The sequence below is a fragment of the Desulfovibrio sp. genome (genome assembly GCA_016208105.1).
In the GTDB taxonomy this organism is placed as follows: domain Bacteria; phylum Desulfobacterota; class Desulfovibrionia; order Desulfovibrionales; family Desulfovibrionaceae; genus Fundidesulfovibrio.
On sequence record JACQYS010000013.1, the window covers coordinates 62,520 to 85,237 of the forward strand.

General features: G+C 61.8%; 18 protein-coding genes. 12 read left to right on the forward strand and 6 right to left on the reverse strand.

The genetic code is table 11. From position 1 onward, the window contains the following. The first annotated feature begins 22 nt into the window (after nucleotides 1-22). The 5 genes from HY795_07520 to HY795_07540 all read left to right on the forward strand — a co-directional run bounded on the left by HY795_07520 (nucleotide 23) and on the right by HY795_07540 (nucleotide 3,830). A complete protein-coding gene (locus tag HY795_07520; protein MBI4805068.1) occupies nucleotides 23-868 on the forward strand; it encodes a pantoate--beta-alanine ligase in 846 nt (281 codons plus the stop codon). 234 nt (nucleotides 869-1,102) lie between these two features. Continuing rightward, on the forward strand, nucleotides 1,103-2,275 hold the full coding sequence (locus tag HY795_07525; GenBank protein MBI4805069.1) for a methionine adenosyltransferase: 1,173 nt from the start codon (nucleotides 1,103-1,105) through the stop codon (nucleotides 2,273-2,275). A gap of 250 nt (nucleotides 2,276-2,525) precedes the next feature. Then, on the forward strand, nucleotides 2,526-3,026 hold the full coding sequence (locus HY795_07530) for a hypothetical protein (protein ID MBI4805070.1): 501 nt from the start codon (nucleotides 2,526-2,528) through the stop codon (nucleotides 3,024-3,026). Next, nucleotides 3,026-3,463 (forward strand): DUF721 domain-containing protein, encoded by a 438-nt coding sequence (locus tag HY795_07535; GenBank protein ID MBI4805071.1) that lies wholly within the window; start codon nucleotides 3,026-3,028, stop codon nucleotides 3,461-3,463. The genes HY795_07530 and HY795_07535 overlap by 1 nt, the downstream gene beginning before the upstream one ends. A gap of 28 nt (nucleotides 3,464-3,491) precedes the next feature. Beyond that, the gene (locus HY795_07540; protein ID MBI4805072.1) at nucleotides 3,492-3,830 is read left to right on the forward strand and encodes a hypothetical protein; all 339 of its coding nucleotides are present in this window, start codon (nucleotides 3,492-3,494) and stop codon (nucleotides 3,828-3,830) included. A 118-nt stretch (nucleotides 3,831-3,948) separates the two neighbouring features. On the opposite strand, the gene HY795_07545 is transcribed toward HY795_07540, so the two are convergent. The 3 genes from HY795_07545 to HY795_07555 form a co-directional block, all read right to left on the reverse strand. Beyond that, complete coding sequence (locus HY795_07545) at nucleotides 3,949-4,494, reverse strand: class D beta-lactamase (GenBank protein ID MBI4805073.1); 546 nt, start codon at nucleotides 4,492-4,494, stop codon at nucleotides 3,949-3,951. A 441-nt stretch (nucleotides 4,495-4,935) separates the two neighbouring features. Then, entirely contained in the window at nucleotides 4,936-7,374 is a 2,439-nt protein-coding gene (gene pbpC / locus HY795_07550) for a penicillin-binding protein 1C (protein ID MBI4805074.1), read from the reverse strand. 12 nt (nucleotides 7,375-7,386) lie between these two features. Continuing rightward, nucleotides 7,387-12,873, reverse strand: coding sequence for an alpha-2-macroglobulin family protein (locus HY795_07555; GenBank protein MBI4805075.1), 5,487 nt, complete (start codon nucleotides 12,871-12,873; stop codon nucleotides 7,387-7,389). 137 nt (nucleotides 12,874-13,010) lie between these two features. Between HY795_07555 and HY795_07560 the strand changes: the two genes are divergently transcribed. The 7 genes from HY795_07560 to aroE all read left to right on the forward strand — a co-directional run bounded on the left by HY795_07560 (nucleotide 13,011) and on the right by aroE (nucleotide 18,347). Then, a complete protein-coding gene (locus HY795_07560; protein MBI4805076.1) occupies nucleotides 13,011-13,694 on the forward strand; it encodes a glycosyltransferase family 2 protein in 684 nt (227 codons plus the stop codon). Further along, nucleotides 13,603-14,799, forward strand: a complete 1,197-nt coding sequence (gene queA / locus HY795_07565) for a tRNA preQ1(34) S-adenosylmethionine ribosyltransferase-isomerase QueA (protein ID MBI4805077.1) — start codon at nucleotides 13,603-13,605, stop codon at nucleotides 14,797-14,799. The genes HY795_07560 and queA overlap by 92 nt, the downstream gene beginning before the upstream one ends. A gap of 34 nt (nucleotides 14,800-14,833) precedes the next feature. Next, nucleotides 14,834-15,067, forward strand: a complete 234-nt coding sequence (locus HY795_07570) for a 4Fe-4S binding protein (GenBank protein ID MBI4805078.1) — start codon at nucleotides 14,834-14,836, stop codon at nucleotides 15,065-15,067. After that, nucleotides 15,067-16,134 (forward strand): 3-methyl-2-oxobutanoate dehydrogenase subunit VorB, encoded by a 1,068-nt coding sequence (locus tag HY795_07575; protein ID MBI4805079.1) that lies wholly within the window; start codon nucleotides 15,067-15,069, stop codon nucleotides 16,132-16,134. Before HY795_07570 ends, HY795_07575 begins: the two co-directional genes overlap by 1 nt. Next, on the forward strand, nucleotides 16,131-16,889 hold the full coding sequence (locus tag HY795_07580) for a 2-oxoglutarate oxidoreductase (protein ID MBI4805080.1): 759 nt from the start codon (nucleotides 16,131-16,133) through the stop codon (nucleotides 16,887-16,889). The genes HY795_07575 and HY795_07580 overlap by 4 nt, the downstream gene beginning before the upstream one ends. Continuing rightward, the gene (locus tag HY795_07585) at nucleotides 16,883-17,425 is read left to right on the forward strand and encodes a 2-oxoacid:acceptor oxidoreductase family protein (GenBank protein ID MBI4805081.1); all 543 of its coding nucleotides are present in this window, start codon (nucleotides 16,883-16,885) and stop codon (nucleotides 17,423-17,425) included. The genes HY795_07580 and HY795_07585 overlap by 7 nt, the downstream gene beginning before the upstream one ends. A 64-nt stretch (nucleotides 17,426-17,489) precedes the next feature. Further along, nucleotides 17,490-18,347: a shikimate dehydrogenase gene (aroE, locus tag HY795_07590; GenBank protein MBI4805082.1), complete on the forward strand. Its 858-nt coding sequence runs from the start codon at nucleotides 17,490-17,492 to the stop codon at nucleotides 18,345-18,347. 131 nt (nucleotides 18,348-18,478) lie between these two features. On the opposite strand, the gene HY795_07595 is transcribed toward aroE, so the two are convergent. From HY795_07595 to HY795_07605, 3 genes are all read right to left on the reverse strand, one after another. Continuing rightward, nucleotides 18,479-20,002: a transglycosylase SLT domain-containing protein gene (locus HY795_07595; GenBank protein MBI4805083.1), complete on the reverse strand. Its 1,524-nt coding sequence runs from the start codon at nucleotides 20,000-20,002 to the stop codon at nucleotides 18,479-18,481. A 490-nt stretch (nucleotides 20,003-20,492) separates the two neighbouring features. Further along, nucleotides 20,493-22,238: an aldehyde ferredoxin oxidoreductase gene (locus HY795_07600; protein ID MBI4805084.1), complete on the reverse strand. Its 1,746-nt coding sequence runs from the start codon at nucleotides 22,236-22,238 to the stop codon at nucleotides 20,493-20,495. Further along, nucleotides 22,228-22,680 carry a 4Fe-4S binding protein gene (locus HY795_07605; protein ID MBI4805085.1) on the reverse strand — a complete coding sequence of 151 codons (453 nt, stop codon included), beginning with the start codon at nucleotides 22,678-22,680 and terminating at the stop codon, nucleotides 22,228-22,230. The genes HY795_07600 and HY795_07605 overlap by 11 nt, the downstream gene beginning before the upstream one ends. Between the last annotated feature and the right edge of the window lie 38 nt (nucleotides 22,681-22,718).

Genomic DNA, 22,718 nt, shown 5'->3' on the forward strand with positions numbered 1-22,718 from the left:
ACTACTTTTGTACGGGAATACCATGCAAATCATCACTTCTCCCAAAGAATTCCAATCCTTGTGCTGGTCCTGGCGCGCCCAGGCAATAACAAGCTCCTTCGTGCCCACCATGGGTTCGCTCCACCAGGGCCATCTTTCCCTCATGGAATGGGGACGTTCCAACGCGCAGAAACTCGCGGTGAGCATCTTCGTCAATCCCACCCAGTTCGGCCCAAACGAGGACCTGGCCCGCTATCCCCGCGACCCCAAGGGCGACGCAGCCAAGGCCGAAGCGGCCGGAGCGGATGTGCTGTTTATGCCCGAGCCCGGCGACATGTATCCTGACGGATTCGCCACCTCCGTGCGCGTTTCCGGGTTGACGGGCGGGCTGTGCGGACGCTCACGGCCCGGACATTTCGACGGAGTGGCCGTGGTTGTCACCAAGCTCCTCATGCTCTCCATGCCCACCGTTGCGGTTTTTGGCCAAAAGGACTGGCAACAACTGGCCGTGATCCGGCGCATGGTCCGCGACCTGGACATCCCCGTGGCCATCGAAGGACTCCCCATCCACCGGGAGCCGGACGGATTGGCCATGAGCTCGCGCAACATCTATCTTTCGCCAGGGGAGCGGGCCCAGGCTCCGCACATCCACAAGGGGCTGCTCTTGGCCCGCGACATGGTAACCGCAGGCGAACGATCGCCCCATAAAGTCCTGGCGGCCGTGTCCGATTATTTCCGGAAGAACATCCCCGACGCGAGCGTGGACTATATCGAATGCGTCCACCCCGAGACCACTCAGCCCGTGGGCGACGTGAGCGGCCCGGCCCTGCTGGCTGTGGCGGTGCAGTTCCCAAAAGCCAGGCTCATCGACAACATGCTTTTGGGCTAACTGGCTTCACCTCCCGGAAATGACCTGCGGCTGTTTGAGGCTCACAGACTACGAAATGTGTTGTTTATACAATTCCAGCCGCGAATCCGCATGCCGCGGCTTACAAAAACCAGGAGTCGGTGTTTGACAACCCTTCCCGACTTGTGACACATGGCCTAGCGGCCTTTATCGGCCGCAAATCGCATTTGCATCAATCGCCGGATCGGCGAATTTTCTTCCCTGGGAGGAACCTTCATGGTCGCTGCTTCTAAAGGCAAGTATCTCTTCACTTCCGAATCCGTCACCGAGGGACACCCCGACAAGGTCGCGGACCAGATTTCCGACGCCGTCCTGGACGCCATCTTCAAGCAGGATCCCAATGCCCGCGTTGCCTGCGAAACCCTGGTCACCACGGGTCTGGCCTTCATCGCCGGTGAGATCACCACCTCCGCCTTCGCCGATTTCGCCGGCATCGTGCGCGAGACCGTGAAGAACGTAGGCTACAACAGCTCGCAGATGGGTTTCGACTGGGAGACCTGCGCCGTCATTTCCTCCGTGGACAAGCAGTCCGCGGACATCGCCCAGGGCGTTGACCGGACCAAGCCCGAAGAGCAGGGCGCTGGCGACCAGGGCATGATGTTCGGCTTCGCGGTCAACGAGACCGACACCCTCATGCCCGCCCCTGTCTACTACGCCCACAAGCTGTCGCGCCGCCTGGCCTACGTGCGCAAGGAAGGCATCCTCGATTTCCTTCGCCCCGACGGCAAGACCCAGGTCTGCGTCGAGTACGAGGCTGGCAAGCCCATTCGCATCGACAACATCGTGGTTTCCTCTCAGCACGACGAGCATGTGGCCTATGACGACCTTGTGGACTCCATCAAGGCCGAGGTCATTCACAAGGCTCTGCCCGAGAACCTGGTGGACAAAAACACCAAGATCTACATCAACCCCACCGGCCGTTTCGTGATCGGCGGTCCTCTGGGCGACTGCGGCCTGACCGGACGCAAGATCATCCAGGACACCTACGGCGGCATGGGACACCACGGCGGCGGTGCCTTCTCCGGCAAGGACCCCTCCAAAGTGGACCGCTCCGCGGCCTACTTCGCCCGCTATGTGGCCAAGAACGTGGTTGCCTCCGGAGCCGCCCACCGCTGTGAAGTGCAGCTGGCCTACGCCATCGGCGTGGCCGAGCCGGTCTCGGTGCTGGTCAGCTCCGCCGGGACCTCCGATTTCTCGGACGAGGCCCTGACCCAGGCCGTGCGTGCCGTCTTCGACATGCGCCCCTACTTCATCACCAAGCGCCTGGACCTGAAGCGCCCCATCTACGGGCTGACCTCCTGCTACGGCCACTTCGGCCGCGAGCTGCCCGAGTTCACCTGGGAAAAGACCGACGCCGTGGCCGACTTGAAGACCGCGCTGAAGATCTAGTTTATTGCTACAAGCTACCAAAGGGGGGCATTTGCCCCCCTTTTTATTTGTGCACTCAGACTGTTTGGCGCTGACAGCGCTGCCAGATGCGACCCCGTGTTTTCGTCTTCTATTCCCGCGCGCTCTCGACTGATTAAGCATCGCAACCGTCACTTCGAGTCTTGTTTCTGACTTTCCACTCTCACAAGGTGACTCCCGGGCGCCCGACCCTCAGCTTTGACTTTTCCGCCAAACCGTCTAGTTCTTCCCCATGCAGCCCAAAGTGGTCATCCGTGAACGCTACGACGTACTGGAAGAGGACAAATCCCTGACCTTCAGCCACGATGTGGCCCACGCACCCATTGGCGGAGCTTCGGGCAACCTCTTCTTCATCGGCATGGAGGGCAGTGGGCGAAGGACACTGGCCCGGCTTAGCGCCGAACGCCTTGGCCTCACCCTGGCCGAGGCCGATAACTCTGAAGCTCTTGGGAGCATCCTGGCGGGATCGAACCAGGCCGTTGCCGTCACCGGAAAAGACCTGAACGACCCGGATATCCTTTCGTCTCTTCGCGCCTCGGGCAAGGTGTTCTATCTCATGAGCCTGGCCCCCCTCCTGGCCGAGCGGTTGGGAGCCCCCTCCAGGCTGGACGAGCTGGCTGAATCCATTGTTCGCCTCGAGCCCCACTTCATGAGCGCCTCCCATTTCATTCTGCCCATTGACGCCACTTTGGATGATATGCTCCTGGACATTGCGGAAAAGGCCAGACTCTGATGCGGCCCCTGGGCGAGTTGATCATAGGCTTCGCCAGCCGATCTGACGCGGCCATGGGCTTTCGCCTGGCCATGTTGTGGCCTCGCTGGCGCGAGCTTCTGGGCGACATCGCCCCCTATGCCCACCCTATGGGCCATCGCCGCAGCACGCTGCTCTTGGCCGTGGACGACCCCATCGCCATGCAGGAAAGCCATTACGACGCCCCGCTCGTGCTGGAACAGGTCAATGCCTTTCTCGGCCAACAAGTCTTTGACAAGGTCCAATTCGATCTGCTACAGGGCAAAACCCCACTGGACACCACGACCGGCGAGGCCCCCACGTATTGGCGGCCCCCACCGCCGCGGATAGCCAGCCTGGGTGGCCTGAACCTGGACCCGAACACCGCCGTGGGGCGCTCGTATGCGGCCTACATCCGCCAGTTTGGCCCCGGCAGGTGATATCAATTCCCCTTTGGAGGCGGACACAATGGCCGAAGAGATCACTATCGAACTGAAAAAGCCCCTGGACAAGATGACCGCCAAGGAACTGCGCGATCTTGTCATCAACCAGCTCCCCATGATTCAGGGCGCTTCCGGCATGGACAAAGACCAGCTGGTCGCCGCGATCAAGGAAGTTCTGGGCATCACAGAGGAAAAGGACAGCGTGAGCCCCTACAAGGCTCAGATTCTGACCATGAAGGCTCAGATGAAGGAGCTGCGCGCCAAGAAGGCCGCCGAAGGCACCTCCCGCAAGGAAAAGGACATCATCCGCCGCAAGGTGAACCGCCTGAAGAAGCGCAGCCGCAACCTGGCCCAGGCTTCTTAAGCTGGCAAAACGGACGTTTTTTTCAAGCCCGGGTGAATCGATTCGCTCGGGCTTTTCGTATTACATGCCGACAGGCTCACTCCGTAGCTTGTCGAAAGCGTCAGGCTCGCCCTGAGTGCTACGGCAGAAGCCCCTCCCCCTTAAGCACCGCCATCATCACGTCCTTGCGGGCCTTGGCCTGCTCGGGACCAGCCATGTCGATGTTCAATGCGAAGAACCACGCCTCGCCCTTGCGCTCAAGCCACCCAACCCACCAACCAACGTTAGGCTCGACCCTGGCCGCCCAGCCGGTCTTGGACCTGATGACCCAGTCCTGCCCTTTGTCCTGGGCCATCATCTCCTTCACCACGTCCATGGACTTCTTTGAGAACGGCAGCCGCTCCTCATAAAGACGCTGCAGAAAATCGACCTGCTCCATCGCGCTAATCCGGAGATTCCCCTCCAGCCAGAACGTGTCCACTTCAATGCCTATGTCCGCATTGCCGTACTTCGCCGCCTCAACGTAGTGTGCCATCCGCTCCTTGCCCAACGCCCTGGCGATGTGCTGGTAAACAGGCACGCTGGAAGCCGCAAAGGCTTCGCTCAAAGTGAGGTCCTTGTTCCAGGCGGCCAAAGAGCGCTGCTTGCCATCCCAGGGAAAAACGGTTTCCGGCCCGGTGGCCACCCCGGTTCCAAGGCAATCAGGCTGTTCAGTATCTTGAAGGTGGACGCTGGCAAATACCCTGTGCGTGCCCGGGCTGTATTGTAAACCTCCATTTTGCCGGCCCCTTGCTTCATGAGCACCAGAGTCCCGTCCACCCCGGCCGCCTGAAAATTGCGACCCCAGTCCTCCCGGACGGACACGAAGGGCTGACTGTTGGCGGGGATGGCGCTGACGCAGGCAAGAAACAAGAAGGCAAGGAACAGAAGCAAACGAAATGGCATGGACATCCTCCAAAAAATTATCGCCCCGAATGGAGCGCTTTCCACAGGCAACCTCGATGCCAATCTAAAAAATTCTGTAGATTCAGATTTATAGACAGACGACCTTGATTGTCAGTGAGCCAAACGTCTTTGAAATATTGGCATTTCCATGCGATATCAGCACCAATTTTCGTCTGCTCTTTTATTCCACCATGTATCGGATTGAATCCGAACGTCCCCGGCTGTCCACCACCATAAGCCGGTGCTGCCCCGGCGTAAGTTCCAGGAAGTACGGCTCCCCAGCCTCCTTGGAAGCCACAAGAACCCCGTCCTGAAACCAGTGCAGCTCGCCCGCGTCCTGCCCGGCCTGAGCCGCAATCCCAACCCGCTGGAACTGGTCCGGGCTGCCCGGACGAAGCTTATAGACCGCCTGAGCCTTGGGAGAGGTGATGCGTGGCCCCATACCAGCCATAGCTTCCGGACAATCCGGGCTTGGTTCCGGCATCTCCGGCACGGGCATCCCCCCCAGGCGCCACCAGGCGGTGAGTTCCGCTGGATATTCGATGACCGTTTCCTGGCGGACCTTGCGCCCGTCCAGACACGCCCCGGCCACTCGCCGGCCGGTGACCGCGTCCACCAGTATGCGCTTGTGCACCGCGCACTCCCCAATCACCGTCACCCCGGGTATCACAGTCATCTTCACTCGTTGGTGGCAGTCCGGACCCGGCAGCTGTCTGGACAGGGCGCACACCTGCGTTTCAGCCAAGTTGAGCCCCTCTGTACGCGGCAAGCCAGAACCATCCGGCTCTATGGCCCTGAAGATGTCGAAAAGAAGCGGTGCGGCTTGGCGGGCCCCGGAGATCCCCTTCACCGGTTTGCCGTCCACGTTGCCAGCCCAGACCCCCACTGCATAGCGGGCCGAGAATCCCACGGCAAAGGCGTCGCGGTGGCCAAAGGAGGTGCCTGTCTTCCAGGCCACCACGGGCAAGCCCGAGGCCCGATCCGCCCCGCCCGGCAGATCCGGGCGCTCCAGACGTGAAAGAATGTCCGTGACCAAGGCGCACGATTCAGGCGAAAGTAGCCGTCTCTCCCCGCCACGGATGCGGTCTAAAATCGAGGATGGACCGTGCATGCCTCCGCGCGCCACGGTGGCGTACAGGTTGGTCAGATCCAGAAGGCTCACTTCGCCTCCTCCCAATATGAGGGAGAGGCCGTAATGGGTTGTTGGCTTGCTCAGGCTCTTGAGACCTCCGTCCAGGAGCAGCTTGTGGAACCGATCCGGTCCAGCCTGGGCCAATAGACGCACTGCCGGCGTGTTGAAGGAATATATGAGCGCTTCCTGGGCCTCCACACGGCCCCGGTATGAGCCGTCGTAGTTGTGCGGATCGTAGGCACCCAGGGTAATCGGAATGTCCAGGAGAAGGCTCTCCGGGGCGACCAAACCGTCCTGGAACGCCAGGGCGTACAGGAAGGGCTTGAGCGCCGAGCCTGGAGAACGGGGGGCTGTGGCCGCGTTCACCTTGCCCCGGCGCGATTCGTCCAGGAAATCAACTGAACCCACCAGGGCCAGTACGTCCCGGGTCTTCACGTCCAGTACAACCACGGCCGCGTTCCCGACTCCCTGGGTTCGCAGTTCCACCAGCCGGGACCGGGCCGCCTGCCGGGCCAACTCCTGAATGCGAGAGTCCACGGTGGTGCGGACATATGGGGCGCGCCCAACCTGAGCCAAAGCCATCTGAGCCAGGTGTGGCGCCACCAGCGGAGGACGCATGAATTTTTCGGGCAAGGGCTGGCCCGCAGCTTCCAGAGCCTGTTCCCTGGTTGCAGCCTTGGAAGAAACCATGGCCGCGAGCACCCCAGCCCGGGCCTGACGCGCTTCCTGGGGATGGCGTACCGGCTGGAAGCGGCGTGGAGAACGGGGGATGGCGGCAAGCAATGCCGATTCTCCCAGGGAGAGCTTGTCAGGCGACTTGCCGAAGTAGAACCAGCTGGCAGCGCCCACTCCCACTATGTTGCCCCCGAACGGGGCCAGATTGACGTAAAAACAGAGAATCTCCCGCTTGGAATAGCGCAGCTCGAGCTGCAACGCCCTGAAGCACTCGATTGCCTTGGAGGTGAAGGTGCGGGCCTTGGGTTCGGCCAAACGGGCCGTCTGCATGGTGATGGTGGAACCGCCCCGGACGATCCTGCCGGCAGCCACGTTGGCCGCCGCCGCCTTGATAAGCGAAAAAACATTCACCCCGGGATGGCTGAAGAAATGCCGGTCCTCGCTGGCCAGCACAGCATCAAGGTAGATGTCGGCTATATCCGTAAGATTCGCTGGAAAGCGCCAGTATTGGTCCCTGGCCAGAAAGAAGCGGATTGGTTCGCCCTTGGAACCAGTTACCACAGTGGCATGGGGTGGCGACAGACGCTCCACAGGGAAGGGATACAGCCGGTCCAACAGGAAAAAGACGCCCGCTGACGCACAGACCGCCAGACACGCCGCGCCGCACAGACGCGTCATGATTCTCTTGGCCTTGGAGTGCGATTGCCTCCCTTCCGGCTGGAGCTTGCCTCCAAAACCAAGGGGCTTAAGGGAAACAGACCCGGCCCCTCCCTCATGGTCAGCGGAGAGGCCGGGCCGAATATCACGCGACAAGCCGCCGTCTCCTTACTCGCCCCCGCCCTCCACGGCGAGGGTTCCAAGCCCGGTCGAGGCCTTTATCTCGGGATAGTACATGGCCTCGGCCTGAACCGGCGGCAGGGCGTAGTTGCCCGGTATCACAGCCCGGCAGAGTGTGTAGATGTCCACGGTCTTGTTCTCGGGCAGGTCCAAAAACACGTTGACCCTGTCCGCGCGGAAGTCCGCGTAGGTGGTGGCAGCGGGCTCATCCGCCATCCAGGGCAGGCGGTCCGTGGTGGCCAGGCGAGGGTTCTCCACCTCGAGCCCCGAAGGTATAAGTTGCGACACCACCACATGCGCCAGTTGCCCGGAGGTGGACCGGACGCTGGTCTTCACGACCACCACCGAACCTTGGGGCAGTTTGGCCATGTCCAGGGGTTTGCCGTCGCGGCTCAAATACTCACGTTTAACATCTATTCCCTGGGCAAAAGGCTTGTAGCTGGCAAGCTCAGGCACGCCACGGGTGTCCAAGGTGTAGAACAGCGAACCGGGCTGACAACCCTGATCCAGCGACAGGCGCAGCCCGCCCTGGTCCTTTATTCCCTTGAGAGCCAGGGTTTTGGCTGTGTCGAAACGGGCCAGGGGCTTGCTGTCTGAGACCACCTGGCCGCCGCATGCCGGCGAGGCCTGCTGCCTGGCGAAGAGCTTGCCCAGGGCCATGAACGCCATGCCGGATTCCTGGGTGGAGCAGAACTTAGCGGAATCCAGTAGCCTCGTAAGTTCCCTGGCGGTCTTGGCCGTTTCCTGGCCGGCAGGGTCAGCATCGGCAAGTGCCGCAAGTTTCAAGGCCTGGGAACGCAAGGTCGAATCAAAGATGTCGTCCTGGCGTGGTGCCGGGACCGGTTCCCCGAGACCAGTCAGCAGCCGTTCGCCTCCCTTGGCGTTTCCGGCGGCCACATAGGCCGCGCCCAGAAGGGCCTTGGCGTCCGCCGTGAGCTGCCCGGCCAATTTGTCGCGCATATGATCCATCATGCCCCGGTCTGGCTTTCCGGCCCTGGCGATCACGTAGAGTCCGTAGGCCTGGGTCTTAAGACCTCCGCCCTTGTGTTCGGCCTTCACCGCGTCCGCGATCCAGGCCAGAGCCTGCTCAAGCATCTTGCCCGGCACTTGGTACCCGGCCTTCGAGGCCTCCAACAGGAAGTGCGAGGCATACACCGAGGCCCACTCCTGTTCCGTGGAACTGCCCGGCCACATGCCGAAACCGCCCGAAGGCAGCTGCATGGAAAGGGCCCGGCTCACTCCGGCCTGGGCCTGGGCCTCGGGAGAGGACTTGGCCAGGGCCTCTGGTTCAAGCTCCCGGGCCAGATTGGCGAAGTACAGAAGCGGGAAGGATTTGGACACGGTCTGTTCCATGCAGCCGTACGGGTAGCCCAGAAGCGCGTCGAGCTTGCCCGAGTAGCGCACCAGCGGGAAGCGCCCAATGCGCAGGTCCCTGGTAACGGTCCCAGGCAAGAGACCCTGGGCGCTTGCGGCCGGGAAGTCCACTTCCTGGCCTTGGTTTGCACCATCGAGTATGCTGCTGACCGCCGGCAGGGGAGAGCGCACGAACAACTCTGTGCGTGCGTCCGTTGTCTCGCTGTTACCCGATGCCGCAACCGAGAGCGTAGCCACTCCCTCAGTCGAGCTGGTCTTCACCGCCACGAACACGGTCCGTTCCTTGCCCTTGGGGATGGCCACGGGTTCAGGAACCTTGGCAACAGCCATGGCACCGGATGCCTCAAGCCGTATACTGAATGATCCGTCGGAACCGGTGTCGTTTCGTATGGTCATGGGCAGACGCATGGTCTCACCGGTCTGGGCGAAGCGCGGGAACGTCGGCAGGAGCACCAGCGGACTGCGCACCCGTGTTATGTGCTGGGACGAGCCGAAGCGGTTACCACTGACAGCCACGGCCATCACCCGGAGCGCGCCCTGGAATTGCGGAACGTCGATGGTCCACTGCACCCGACCGCGCGCATCAGCCTTGAGCGGACCGGACCAGAAGGCCACGGACTTGTCGCCCTGGGGTGATTCGGTTCGCAGATAGCGGCTCCAGTCATCGCCGCCCGCCGGAGACTTGGCGACCTGGGATTTCACTTCCGGCAGGAGCATGGCCCAGGTGTCGAAGGAGGATACTTCCAGGCCGCGCTTGGCGTAGAACGACGCCCAGGGGTCCGGGGTCTTCTGGGCGATGAGCTGCAGGATGCCTTCGTCAACGGCGGACAGGGTCACCACGGCCCCGGGATCAGCCTGGGCGATGATGGTCAGAGGTGTTTTGGGGCGTATCTGCTCTGGCGCGAGAATGGCCACCTTCTGGCGCCCGGCCTCGCGGCCGACGCCAACAGAGATTGAGCCGAAAGCGCGCCCGGTTTCACCGGGGCGCACGTCCGCGCCCTTTCGGACCAGAACGCCCGTTACATACACGTTGGGGCTGTAGCCCGCCTTGATGGGTACGCTCACCTCGCCGGTATTGGCCGGCAGGTCCACCAGGATCACGTCCTGGACGCCGGTCGACTCCACGGTGAGCAGCAGCTTGCCGGGAAATGGCGCCCTGACCTGGAGCTTGGCCGTTTCGCCAGGCAGATAGTCGGCCTTGGCCGAGACGAATTCCAGTTTGGCCGCGTTTTCCATGGCCCAGGGGTTGTACCCCTGTCCCTCGGCCCAGAAGCCGAGCTGTGCGGCCGCACCGGTTGCCGGCTCCTTGAGCACCAGACGGTAACTGCCGAATTTGGGCGGTGTCAGGCTCACCTGCCCCTTGGACCCGGCATTGGCTATCTCCCGGCGCTCCACCAGTTTGGCGTCTCGCTTGGTCTCGTACTTGAATCCCTGGCCGTCATCGGAACGCCTGAGCACGGTCTGCCAGCGATCTTCGTAGAGTTCCGCCACCAGAGTGGTCGCCTGCGCCTCCTGGCCCAGTCCGTCCACCACCACATACTCGAACACCTGGGGCTGGCCCGGTTTGAGACCGGATTCACCAAGTTTCTTTATGCCAGGATAGCGCGGATAGGCGTCCACCAGCATCTTCACCCTGGCTGCCACACCACGCCCACCTGCTTCGCTCACCCGCCCGGATATCACCGCCACCAGCGCCGCCGGAGGCTTAAGCCCTTCGGGGATGGCAGCCTTGAACGTCGCCCGGCCTTCGTCGTCCAGCGAGCCGTTCTCTCGGGGCATGGTGATGGGATCAAAAGTCCGTTCGGGATCGCCGAACACGTAGGCTTCGTATCCCTTGGGAGTGAACGGCGCCGGGGTCAGGCTCACCTGGGTCTCCACAGCGAGCCCGGCAGCCGGAGCACCGAAGAGGTAGCGCCCCTCCACAGCGTAGGCCAGATCCTTGCCCGGCGAGGCCCTCTCCGTTTCCGGCTTGACCTCGGTGGAGATGCGGTCCGGCTTGAAGTCTTCCACTTCGAACCGGTATTGGCCGATTGGTTCGTCACCGGCCAGAGCCTCGAGAATATACGGCCCGGTCAACTGATGCACCGGGATGGTCCGGCTGAAAAGCGCCATTCCCTGGGTGTCGGTCTTCACGTTCTCCACGGCCAGTTCCCGCCCCTGGGGATCCGTCCAGCGAAGCTTGACAGGCATGGGCGGAGGGGTGGCCAGTTTGGTGTCCCGCACCGCCACGGCCCCGGATACGGTCTCTCCGGGGCGGTAGATGTCGCGCTCACCCCAGAGGAAGGCCTGGTATCCGGCCTGGGCCACTTCCACTCCCGAGATGTCATACCCGGTCATGTCGGTCTTTAAGCGTTCGAACTGCATGAAGGCGTAGTCGGTGTCCTTTTCCACAGTGACCATGAAGAGCTGCTTGTCCTCGGGCAGGTCCGCGAGGCCCGTGGCACGCCAGACGCCCCGGGCGTCGGTGACGCCCTGGAAGAGAACCTGGTTCTTGGTGGAGACCACCTTCACCCGGGCCCCGGCCACCGGAGACGCATCTTTATAAGATGCAACCCAGACCAGAAGGTCGTCGTGGCCCAGCTTGGCTGCGATTCCCAGGTCCGTGACCAGCATCCATTTCTGCCCGCCGGGACCGCTACGTCCCTCGGCTGAAACCGTGATCTTATACAGGCCAGGCTCCTGGCCTTTGACGTGCTCCTCCACGTTCAGGGGGGTCACCTGAGGAAGATTGCGAGGGGCTTTCAGCGGCATGCTGAAGTTGTCCAGGGTGTCTCCCAGGTAGGGCAGGACCTCTTCGGGATAGCCTTCGTCGTTGTAGAACGAGTAGTCGTAATAGTTGAGGGCGAAGAAGATGTTGTTACGGTACACCCTTTCGATCTGAACTTGAGCGGCTTTGACGTTCACCGATTCCACGGCCACGTTGCGCGAGCCGCTGCGGGGCAGATACATGCCCTGTTGGGCGAACTTGGCCGAGGGCGCGAGATCAGGGATCTTGAGGCTGAATTTGGCGTCCTTTTCCAGGGCTGCGCCGCTTAATGCCGTGAGCCCCTTGGGCAAGGTGACCGAATAGGCAGCCCCGGGCTTGAATCCGCCGGAAACCAGAATACCCGCGCCTGACTCTGAGCTGATCGAAAGATTCTCCACGGCCGGTTCGATCATCACGCGCCGCTTGAACTCCTCCGGATCGGTCTTGGCTGAGAAGGTGAACAGCCAAGCCTGCGATTCCCGCTCCTGCTTCTTGGGAGCAAAGGCTTCCAGCGCCATGGAATGGACCACTGGAACGGACAGGACGATAGTCTGCTCGAGCTTGGACCCTTCCATGGAGACGATCTTGTCCTTATCGCCAAGCAGGGTGAACGTCCGCGCCTTGGCCTCGCCCACCACCGGGGCGCTCACCAGCTTGAGCGAGCTCGAGCCCTCTTCGTCTTCCTGGCTCGCTGTCAACGCCACCGGCGACGCGTCCCCGAGCTTGGGGTCGATCAATTTGAAACCCTGCAGGACGTCCTTGGGCTTGACCATTCCGTTGAAACGAAGCGTCCAAACGATGGAGTACTGCCCAGGCTTTCCGGATACCGGGTCCAGCTCGACGTTCCATTCGTAAACGCGCAAACCGTATCCCTTGATGTCAAATACCGTGCGTCCTGCAAGTGTTTCGCCCTTGGGCAGGAACCGCTCGGACCTGGCCGTGAAGGTGTACGTGGTGGATCGGTCGAAGGCGTTCTTGCCGGACGGCTTGAACTTGAGCACGTAAGGTCCCATCCAGTTCCACTGTCCGGGCACCGGCGGGTCGATGTCGAAGGGCGGGTTGGAAATGTCACCGGAGGATTCTTCCTCGCCAACGGGCTTGTTGAAGGCGATGAAAACCTCGTCCCGCCGCTGCTGGAAGGAAACCGCTTCCACCGCTCCGGAATTCGCGGATTGGCCCTTTTCCGGCGCCTGAGCCTTCTGCCCCGATGCTGGGGTGCTAGTCTGACTCGAAGCTTGTTCCTGCTTCGTCACTTCAGGGCTTTTCAGAAGAAAATACCCCTGAATCCCGACGATCAAGAGCAGTATGGCGATAACGAGGTTTTTTACAGAGGAGGGGTGACCGCTTTGGCTCATGGGGAAGCTCCGGGAATACTCTAGTGATATGCAGTGTGTAGCATGACCGCATGGCGTTGGCAAAGACCAGGCGACGCGCCGAGCTTGACGAGGGGCTAAGATTCACCCATAGACTTCGCCTCATGAGCGATACCCGCATGACTCTCTCCGTGGTGATCCCGGTCTACAACGAAAAAGCCACCATTCTGGACATACTGGACCTCGTGCTTTCCCAGCCCGACGTGGACGAGGTGGTGCTGGTGGACGACTTCTCCACCGACGGCACCCGGGACATCCTTACGTCCCTGCAAGGCCGGGACAAGGTCCTCGTGCACTTCCATCCCTTCAACAAGGGCAAGGGAGCCGCGCTGAGAACAGGCTTCGCGGTCGCCACCAAGGATGTGATCCTTATCCAGGACGCAGACATGGAGTACGATCCGGGCGACTACCCTGCCCTGCTGGCACCGATCTTTTCCGGCCGGGCCGACGCGGTGTTCGGCTCGCGCTTCCTGGGCGGCACGCACCGGGTGCTCTACTTCTGGCACTACCTGGCCAACCGGTTCCTCACCCTTTTGTCCAACATCTTCACCGGGCTTAACCTCACGGACATGGAAGTCTGCTACAAGGTCTTCCGCAAGGATCTTCTCGACCGAATAGATATCGTTTGCGACCGTTTCGGCATCGAGCCGGAACTGACCGCCAAGGTGGCCAAATTGAAGGCCAGGGTCTACGAGGTGCCAGTTTCCTATTATGGCCGCACCTACGACGAAGGCAAAAAAATCGGCTGGAAGGACGGCATCGCCGCCATCTACTGGATCGTGCGCTTCGGTGTGTGCCGCTAGTCCATTGCCAGACGAAAACTCTCTCGACTCCTACTGCTTCGAGCTCCCCGACGAGCTGATCGCGCAGGCGCCCGCAGACACGCGGGACGCCTCGCGCCTTCTCGTGGTGGAGAAAAATCGCTGCGTTGTACGGGATGCCTCCTTCACGGATCTGCCCGAGTTGTTGCCTCCGGGAGCCTTGCTTGTGGCCAACAACTCCAAGGTGCTTCCCGCGAGGCTACTGACGCGCAAGCAAACAGGGGGAGCCGTAGAGTTTCTGCTGCTCACGCCCTTGCCGCTCATCGAGCCCCCAGGCCGGGCGGAGCTTTCCCACGAAGAATCAGATGTTTGGAGAGAGGCCCAGGCAGAAGGCCTTTTACGCGCCTCCAAGAAACCCAAGCCGGGAGAGCGCATAACGTTCTGCGATGAGCTGGAGCTTACCGTCCTTGAACGTGGCGAGTTCGGCCGCAGCCGGGTGACTCTTCGATGGCAGGGAAGCCTCAAGGCCATATTCGAACGCATCGGTCACATGCCCCTACCTCCCTACATCCGCCGCCCCGATGGCGCGGACGACCGCTCGCGCTACCAGACCCTTCATGCCAGGGACGACAAACAGGGGTCCGTGGCCGCCCCCACGGCCGGGCTGCACTTCACCCCAGAACTTCGCCAAACCCTCGCTTCCAAAGGGTTCGGATGGGCCGAAGTGAGCCTGCACGTCGGATATGGTACATTCAGCCCTGTTCGCGCCAAGGACATCCGCGAACACCGGATGCACGCTGAATACGTTGAGGTACCCGAAGAGACCGCCCTGGCCGTTGCCCAGGCCAAGGCAGAAGGGCGCCCGGTGTTCGCGGTGGGCACCACCTCGGCCCGTGCCCTGGAAGGGGCGTACGCGGCAACTGGCCGCATCGGGGCCTTCACCGGCTGGACCGACATCTTCATCCGCCCCGGACGCCCGTTCGCCGTCCTGGACGGGATGCTCACCAATTTTCATTTGCCCGGCTCGTCGCTTGTGATTATGGTTGCCGCCCTGGCCGGAGGGGCTGTTATTTCTCAAGCTTACGCCCATGCCGTGCGTGAGCGTTACCGGTTTTTCTCATACGGCGACGCCATGCTCATCCGCTAACCGGGCCGGGTTTGCCTTCAAGGAGACCAATCCTATGTCGCGAATTGTCATAGACGAGGGACGCTGCAAAGGGTGCCTGCTGTGCACAACCGTCTGTCCGGAAGACATCATCCGCGTGTCTTCGCGCATGAACGCGCAGGGCTACAAGGTGGTTGAATCCGATCCCGAGCGCCTGGCTTCCTGCACCGGGTGCACTGCCTGCGCCCAGATGTGCCCGGACCTTGCCATCGTGGTCTGGCGCACTCGCAAGAGCAAGGAGGCCGCGTGATGGAAGGCGGACGTATTTTCGTCAAGGGCAACGAGGCCGTGTCCATGGGGGCCATCGACGCCGGGCTCAAGGGCTACTTCGGCTACCCCATCACGCCCCAGAACGAAATTCCGGAATTCATGAGCAAGCATCTGCCCAAGGCAGGCGGCGCCTTCGTACAGGCCGAGAGCGAAGTGGCGGCCATCAACATGGTGCTCGGCGCGGGAGCTTCCGGCGCGCGCGCCATGACCTCCTCTTCCGGCCCGGGCATTTCGCTCATGCAGGAGGCCATCTCCTACATGGCGGGCAGCGAGATCCCATGCGTCATCGTGAACATGATGCGCGGCGGCCCTGGCCTTGGCGACATCAACACCGCCCAGGGCGACTACTTCCAGTCCACCAGGGGCGGCGGACACGGCGACTACCGCACCCCCTGCCTGGCCCCTGCCACCTGCCAGGAGGCCTACGACATGACCCGTGAAGCCTTTGATTGGGCCTTCGCATACCGCACCCCGGTCCTGGTGGTGGGCGACGCTATCCTGGGACAGATGAAGGAACCCCTTGTCCGGCGCGAACCGCGTCCGGCCGATCCCAACGAAGCCGCCGACTGGAGGCTCGACGGGGCCAAAGGCCGCAAGCAGCGTATCCTCAGGTCCCTGTATCTGGCCGAAGGCATGCTGGCCGATGTGAACCGGCGTCTGGCCGCCAAGTACCTGGACATGCGCTCCCGGGCCAGGGCCGACCAGTTCATGACCGAGGATGCCGATCTGGTGGTGGTTTCCTTCGGTTCCATCGGGCGAATCGTCAAATCAGCCGTCCGCAAGCTCAGAGCCAGAGGACGCAAGGTTGGCCTGTTCCGGCCAATCACCCTGTACCCGTTCCCGGATCAGGAGCTCAGAGACCTGGCCTATTCCGGCAAGCGCTTCCTTACCATCGAGCACAACCTGGGCCAGATGGTGGACGACGTGCGTCTGGCCGTACGCGGCCACTCGGATTCCGACTTCTTCGGCGCCCTGTCCGGCACCATCCCGACCCCGGACTATTTCGAAGATGGCATCGAACGCGCCTGCGCGGGAGAAACCCTATGAACGAATCTATCGTTTTTGAGCGCACCCCGTCCGTGGCCGACGTTCCCACCCACTATTGTCCCGGGTGCCAGCACGGAGTAGCCCACCGGATCGTAGCCGAATACCTGGACTCCCAGGGCCTGGCAGACAACACCCTCATGGTCACCTCCGTGGGCTGCTCGGTGCTGCTCTACAACTATCTGCTCTTTGACGCGGTGGAGGCAGCCCACGGGCGGGCTCCGGCCACGGCCACGGGTTTGAAGCGCGTATCCCCGGACAAGGTGGTCTTCACCTACCAGGGCGACGGCGACCTGGCCTCCATCGGCATGGCCGAGATCATGCACGCTGCCAACCGGGGCGAGCGCATCACCATCATCTTCGTGAACAACACCTGCTACGGCATGACCGGAGGCCAGATGGCCCCAACCACGCTTATCGGCCAGAAGACCACCACCTGTCCTTCAGGACGGTGCTCCTCCACCGAGGGTTCGCCCATACACATGGCCGAAATCATGGCTTCCCTGCCCGGAGTGGTCTATTCCACCCGGGTGGCGCTCAACTCTGTCAAGCACATCGCCCAGGCCAAGAAAGCCGTGCGTCATGCCTTCGAAGCTCAGCTGCAGAACCGGGGCATGGGCTTCGTGGAGATGCTGGCCACCTGCCCAACCAACTGGAAGATGACCCCTGTCCAGGCCAACGAACGCATAGAGAACGAGCTTATCCCCTGCTTTCCCCTGGGTGTTTTCAAGGACCTCAAAACCTCCGGAGCCTGCTGATGTACGCCGATGTGATCGTCGCCGGATTCGGCGGCCAGGGCGTGGTCCTGGCCGGAACGCTGCTGGCCCAGGCAGCCATGGAGCATGGCCTTCACGTCACCTTCATGCCGGTGTACGGCCCGGAGATGCGTGGCGGCACGGCCAACTGCACCGTGGTCCTCTCGGACGAGGACATCGGTTCTCCCATCATCAGGAGCCCCCAGGGGGTCATAGCCCTGAACCGGCCGAGCCTGGAGAAGTTCCAGCCGCTCCTGGTGGATGGCGGGATCATGGTTATCAACTCATCCCTGTGCGATCCGTCCCTGGCCGACACGCCTCGCGTGAAGGCCTACTCCGTTGCCTGCAACGAGATCGCCGAGAAGGTGGGCAACTCCCGCATGGTGAACATGGTGGCTCTGGGCGCCTACGCCAAGGCCACCGGGGTGTTGCCCTTGGAAAGGATCAAGGAGGCCCTGTCCCACGTTATACCGGGGCACTACAGCCACATGATCCCAAAGAACGCCGAGGCCCTGCAGGCCGGCTACGACTCGATTTGACTTAACAGGGGCCGCGAGGCCCCTTTCGTTTTCAGACCGCCCACGCGGGGTCCAAAGGGAACCCATGACAGCCTCCACCGAGACGTCTCCTTTGAAAGATTCTCCCCTGATTCCCGAGCGCGTCTTCGGCATCATCGGCCATCCGCTGGGGCACACCATGTCCCCGCTTCTGCACAATTGGGGGTTCACCCGCATGGGGATCAAGGCTTCCTACGTGGCCTTCCCCACACCGCCCGAACGCCTTGAGGCTATCATCCAAGCGGTGCGCACCCTGCCCGTTTCAGGACTCTCGGTCACCATCCCCCACAAGGAGGCTGTGATTCCCCTGCTGGACTCGGTGTCGCCGCTTGCCACCCAGACCGGAGCGGTAAACACCCTGGTCTGGGAGGACCACGCCCTTGTCGGCCACAATACGGATGTGGCCGGATTCGTGTCCCCGCTGCTTGAACGCGAGCATATTCCCGCATCGGCCCTGGTCCTGGGAGCGGGCGGCGCGGCCAAGGCGGTGCTGGCCGGACTCTTTGACATCGGGGTGCGCAACGTCACAGTGGCCAACCGGAACGTCGAACGGGCGACAGCACTTGCCGCGCAGTTTGGAGCGCACGCTGTGGGATGGGAGCGCCGCCACGGAGTGGAAGCGCATCTGGTGGTGAACACCACGCCCATGGGCATGGCCGGCAAGGCCCAGGCTGACTCTCCCTTGCCGCAGGAATATTGGACCCCCGGGCATCTGGCCTACGACCTGGTGTACAACCCTCGTGAGACGGTCTTTTTGCGCCAAGCCAGGATCGCTGGGGCCGTCACCATCGACGGTCTTTCCATGTTCGCGGCCCAGGGGGCGGCCCAGTTCAAACTCTGGACCGGGCTCGACCTGCCAATGAGAGAAGTGAAGGAACTTTTGGCAAGTGCCTTGGGGGTATAACCCTCAGAGAACATGCCTGCGGGCCAACACCTACCAAGCTGTTCTGCTGGACATATTTCTTTTACAGGCCTCAATACAAAAAGCCCCGAATGTTTCCATTCGGGGCTTCTTCACTATCCTTCCTTCGAAACTTACGTCCCGGACCGCTTGATAACCTTGTACTTGGGGTTTGGATTTAGCTCGGTCTTCTCCACAGCCTTTTCGGCCGTCCTGTCGACCTGGGCCTCCTGCACGGGCTGGGACTTGCCAGAACCCGCCGCCTGGGCCTTGCCTGGGATCAGAAGGGGGGTCCCAGGAATCAAGGACTCCTTGGGGTTGGCCTTGTTGAAGCTTATAAGCTCCTGCACGCCGATCCCTGTCTTCTGGGCCACTGTCTCCAGGGTGTCCCCCTTGCGCACAATGTACAGGGTGGGCTGAGCCAGCCCAACCGGAGCGCTCTGCGGGCTCGATGCCTGTGCGACAGCGGCAGGGGCGAACTTGCCGGGCTTCACCGGGTCATACGTTGCTCCGGCGTCCTGCGCGCACGCGGCCAGAGGAACCATGAGTTTCTTGCCGGGCATCGGGGCATCGAGGCCCTTGTTGGCGTCGCGCAGGAGATTTGCCGGGATGCCAGTCTCGCGCGAGAGCGTCCACCAGGTTTCACCGCCGCGCGCCAGACGCGCACCAGCGCTTGCCTTGCCCAGCGACGGATTGTCGACGAAGGCCAGGGCGGGCTGGGCCAGGCGCTTGGGCACCCAGGCCGCGGTTACTCGGTCCGGAGGGCTCACCTGGCGGCGATAGGCGGGATTCAAGGCGTGGAACTGTTCCCAGGTAAGCCCCAGGTGATCGGCCAAGCCGGCCAGATCGGTCCCTGCCGGGATGCGTACTTCCTGAAGATCCTTGGATGCCCTCATGTCCGGAGCGGCAAAACCCAATTTTTTGGCGCTCTGGGTGATCTTGAGCATGGCCAGGAACTTGGGCACGTAGTGGCGGGTTTCATCCTTGAGCGGAGCCGAGGACTTGACCAGGGTCTTGAACGACTGCTTGCCTGTGGCGGTCATGGCCCGGGAGATGGTTCCCTCGCCCGCGTTGTAGGCGGCCAAGGCCAGCTGCCAATCCCCGAACTGCTCATGCAGGGCTTTCAAGTAACGGGCCGCTGCCACTGTGGCCAGATAGGGGTCGCGGCGTTCGTCCAGCCACCAATCCACGGTGAGGCCGAAACGCCTGCCTGTGGCTGGCATGAACTGCCACATTCCCACCGCACCAGAGCTGGACACGGCCATGACGTTGTATCCGGATTCGATATAGGGCAGGGCCAGAAGGTCCTGGGGGAGTCGGTGGCTGGCCAGCACGGCGCGCACGTATTCGAGGTGGGGCTCGCTTCTGAGCATCCAGCGCTGCACGGTATCGCGCTTGTCGCGGGTGAAGCTCTGGAAAAAGAGTTTCACCTCTTCGGATTCTTCGGGACTTAAGTGGAAGGCGATGCCCACCTTGGAGTCAAGGGCCTGACGTTCGGCAGGAGTCAGAGGGCGGCCGCGGCTCTGTTTCAGGGCGCTCAGTTCGCTGATGTCCGGCTCCATGTTGGAAACCGGCTTGTGTTCGCGCGTGTTCACGGATGGACTCGCGCAGCCGGCCAGGATGATGAGGCAGAAGATCGGAAGGAGCCGTGTGAGCATTGTCTTACCCTCGTCCTTGAGGTTGATTCGCAAGGATGAGCATGCAATAGACAGACCAGTTATTACATTTCAGCATGTTACATGCATCCGCTTTCTATTTTTACCGTGGTTCCCCTTAAACCGTTGGAAAACCGGCGGAACCCCCTCGAACGGCCGAACTCCTTCACCGAGAAGCACGTTCCACCTCCCAGGGAATCCCTGTCCAAATAAATCCGGCGTGCAGGAAGGTTGGACTCAGCCCTCCCCCATTGGCGCCACGCATTGGCTTAGGCCTTCTCCTCACCCGGGGGGACTCCCCTTGAGCCTCCTGTAAAAGTTATCACCCCCAATTTATGAGCCACCCCAGAGAGTGCCATGTTACCAACTGGAGCCGGATTTCCCTTATGGCAAAAGGCATCTCCGAGATTCGACATCACAAACGAAACCGCCGCCCTCTCGGGCGGCGGTTGTGGGTAAGAGCGTTCACGCTCTTCAAGCTGTGTCTTGCAACCTATTGGGCCATCTTCCTGATCTCCAACGCGTACGCTTGCTGGAGGTCGCTCAAATACTGTGCGTCAATGGGCCCCTTCCAAGTAACCACTTCCAGGTAGCGTTTGGGTATCTTCACCTGGTCCGGGTCGAAACCGGTTGCGAACTTGGTTTTCCAGCGCAGCCTTTGCACAGCTGCCGCGGCCGAATCCACTTTGGCGGCTGCCTCGGGATAGCCCATCACGTCCATGGCCTTGCCCAGGGCTTCCTCGGTGTAGGCCGAGCGGGCGAACAAACAGGAAACCATGCACGTAAGAGCGCAGCGCTGGCGCTCGTCGTCCAGCATGAATTGCACGGCCTTGCCCACATCCTTGTCCTGGGACTTCTGGTCGTAGGAATAGCCCGCACTGTCCAGGTGGGAGTGGCGCATGCCCAGGGCCGAGGAGACGAAGAACACCTCGCCTGTGGCGTAGCCGGCCATCTCCTGGCCCAGAACGCAGGCATAGTCCTCGCCCTTGTAGCGCTTGGCCGCAGCCATGGTTCCTTTAGCCAGGAGCGTATAGAATTCGTTTGGCGGCGAACCCAGATGGACCAATGCGTCGCGGTAAGGCCCGGCGTCCCCGAACTTGAGCGGAACCAAGGTGTCGTCCTGGGTGACCGCGCCCTTTTCCATGGCCTCCGTGGCCCAGGCCAGGGCCACTCCACCGGAAATGGCGTCCAGACCCTGGCGTTCGATTTCGTCCAGCACGGACAAAACATCTGATGCGTTCTCCATGCCCAGCATGGAACCGGTGGCAAACACCGGTTCGTGGTCGTAGGCCACTTGCCGGTAGAGCACGTCGTTGTCCTTGGCGAATTGCTCTCGCAAAAGCCCCACGTGGATGCACCCCACCGGACAGCCGGTGCAGGCGGTTTTTCTCAGCAATAATTCCCTGGCGAAAGTCTCGCCGGATATCTTGTCGATGCGCTCGTCGTCGTGGGTCGTCTGAAGGTTGCGCCAAGGAAGGGCCCGCATGCGGTTCATCACGGCCATGTTCTCGGCTGTGCCCAAATCGTGGTACTTCTTCATCATGGAGGTTGTGGTGAGCTGCATGTGGATGTCCTTATACAGCTCGGAGTAGGCCTTGCCCTCGGGCGCGGGCATGGCCGAACCACCCTCAACCATAATGCCCTTAAGATTTTTTGATCCCATCAGTGCGCCAGCTCCCAAACGGCCGAAGTGGCGATAGGAATCAACGTTGATGCAGGCGAAGCTCGAGAGGTTCTCTCCGGCAGGACCTATGCGCATGAAGCTGCGGTGCCCCGCCCCCCCCGTGAACATCTTGCGAAGCATCTTGCCAGTGGTGAATACGTCCAAACCCTTGAGGTAATGAACATCCCGCAGCTCGAACTGCCTTATTCCTGCCCCAAGGCACGAGAGCGTGGGGGCCCGCCCTATCACCACCAGGGCGTCGATGTGCGCGAAACGCAGGGACAGGGCCAGGCGCCCGCCGGCGTGGGATTCGGCGTAGCGTTCGTTGTATGGCGATTTGAAGCCGCACACTGTCTTGCTCATCATTGGGAAACACCCGGTAAGGGGTCCGATGGCAAAAATCAGGGGCTGGGCAGGGTCCAGGGCTGGAGCTTCGGGCTTGCCGAACTCGCCGTACAGAGCTGCCGCCAGGCCTGACCCGCCCAGCACTTCGCGTTTGTCGCCAAAGCGGCGAAACCCACCCTTGCCAGTGGAAAGGTCGGCCAGAAGGATGCGGAAGGAGTAATCAGTCTGCATCGGCGGCCTCCTGAGCCTCTGCGGCTCCACCCGTCTCGTGGGGGGATTTCACCAGTTCCAGGCAGTTGTGCGGGCAGAACGGAATGCAGCGGCCGCAGTGTATGCAGACATAGGGCAGGTTCGATTCCGGCTCCATGAAGATGGCATCCACGGGGCAGGCCTTGGCACATTCCCCGCAGCGGATGCACAGGGACTTGTCCACCTTCACCCCGCCCGACTTGCGCTGGGTGTAGGAGCCCGTCGGACAGGCCTTGACGCAGGGCGCCGGATCGCACGCCAGGCAAAGCTTTGCCTCAAAGCCCGTTGAAATTCCTCCGGAGGATACGATCCGGATGCCTGCGGTTGACCAGGAAATTCTCTGATTCACCAGTCGCGCACAGGCCAGCGAGCACGACTGGCAGCCTATGCAGCGCTCGATGCGCGTTGGTCGTAGTATTTTCATTCGCTTCTCCGGGTTGGAATACTTCAGTCTTGTAGGCT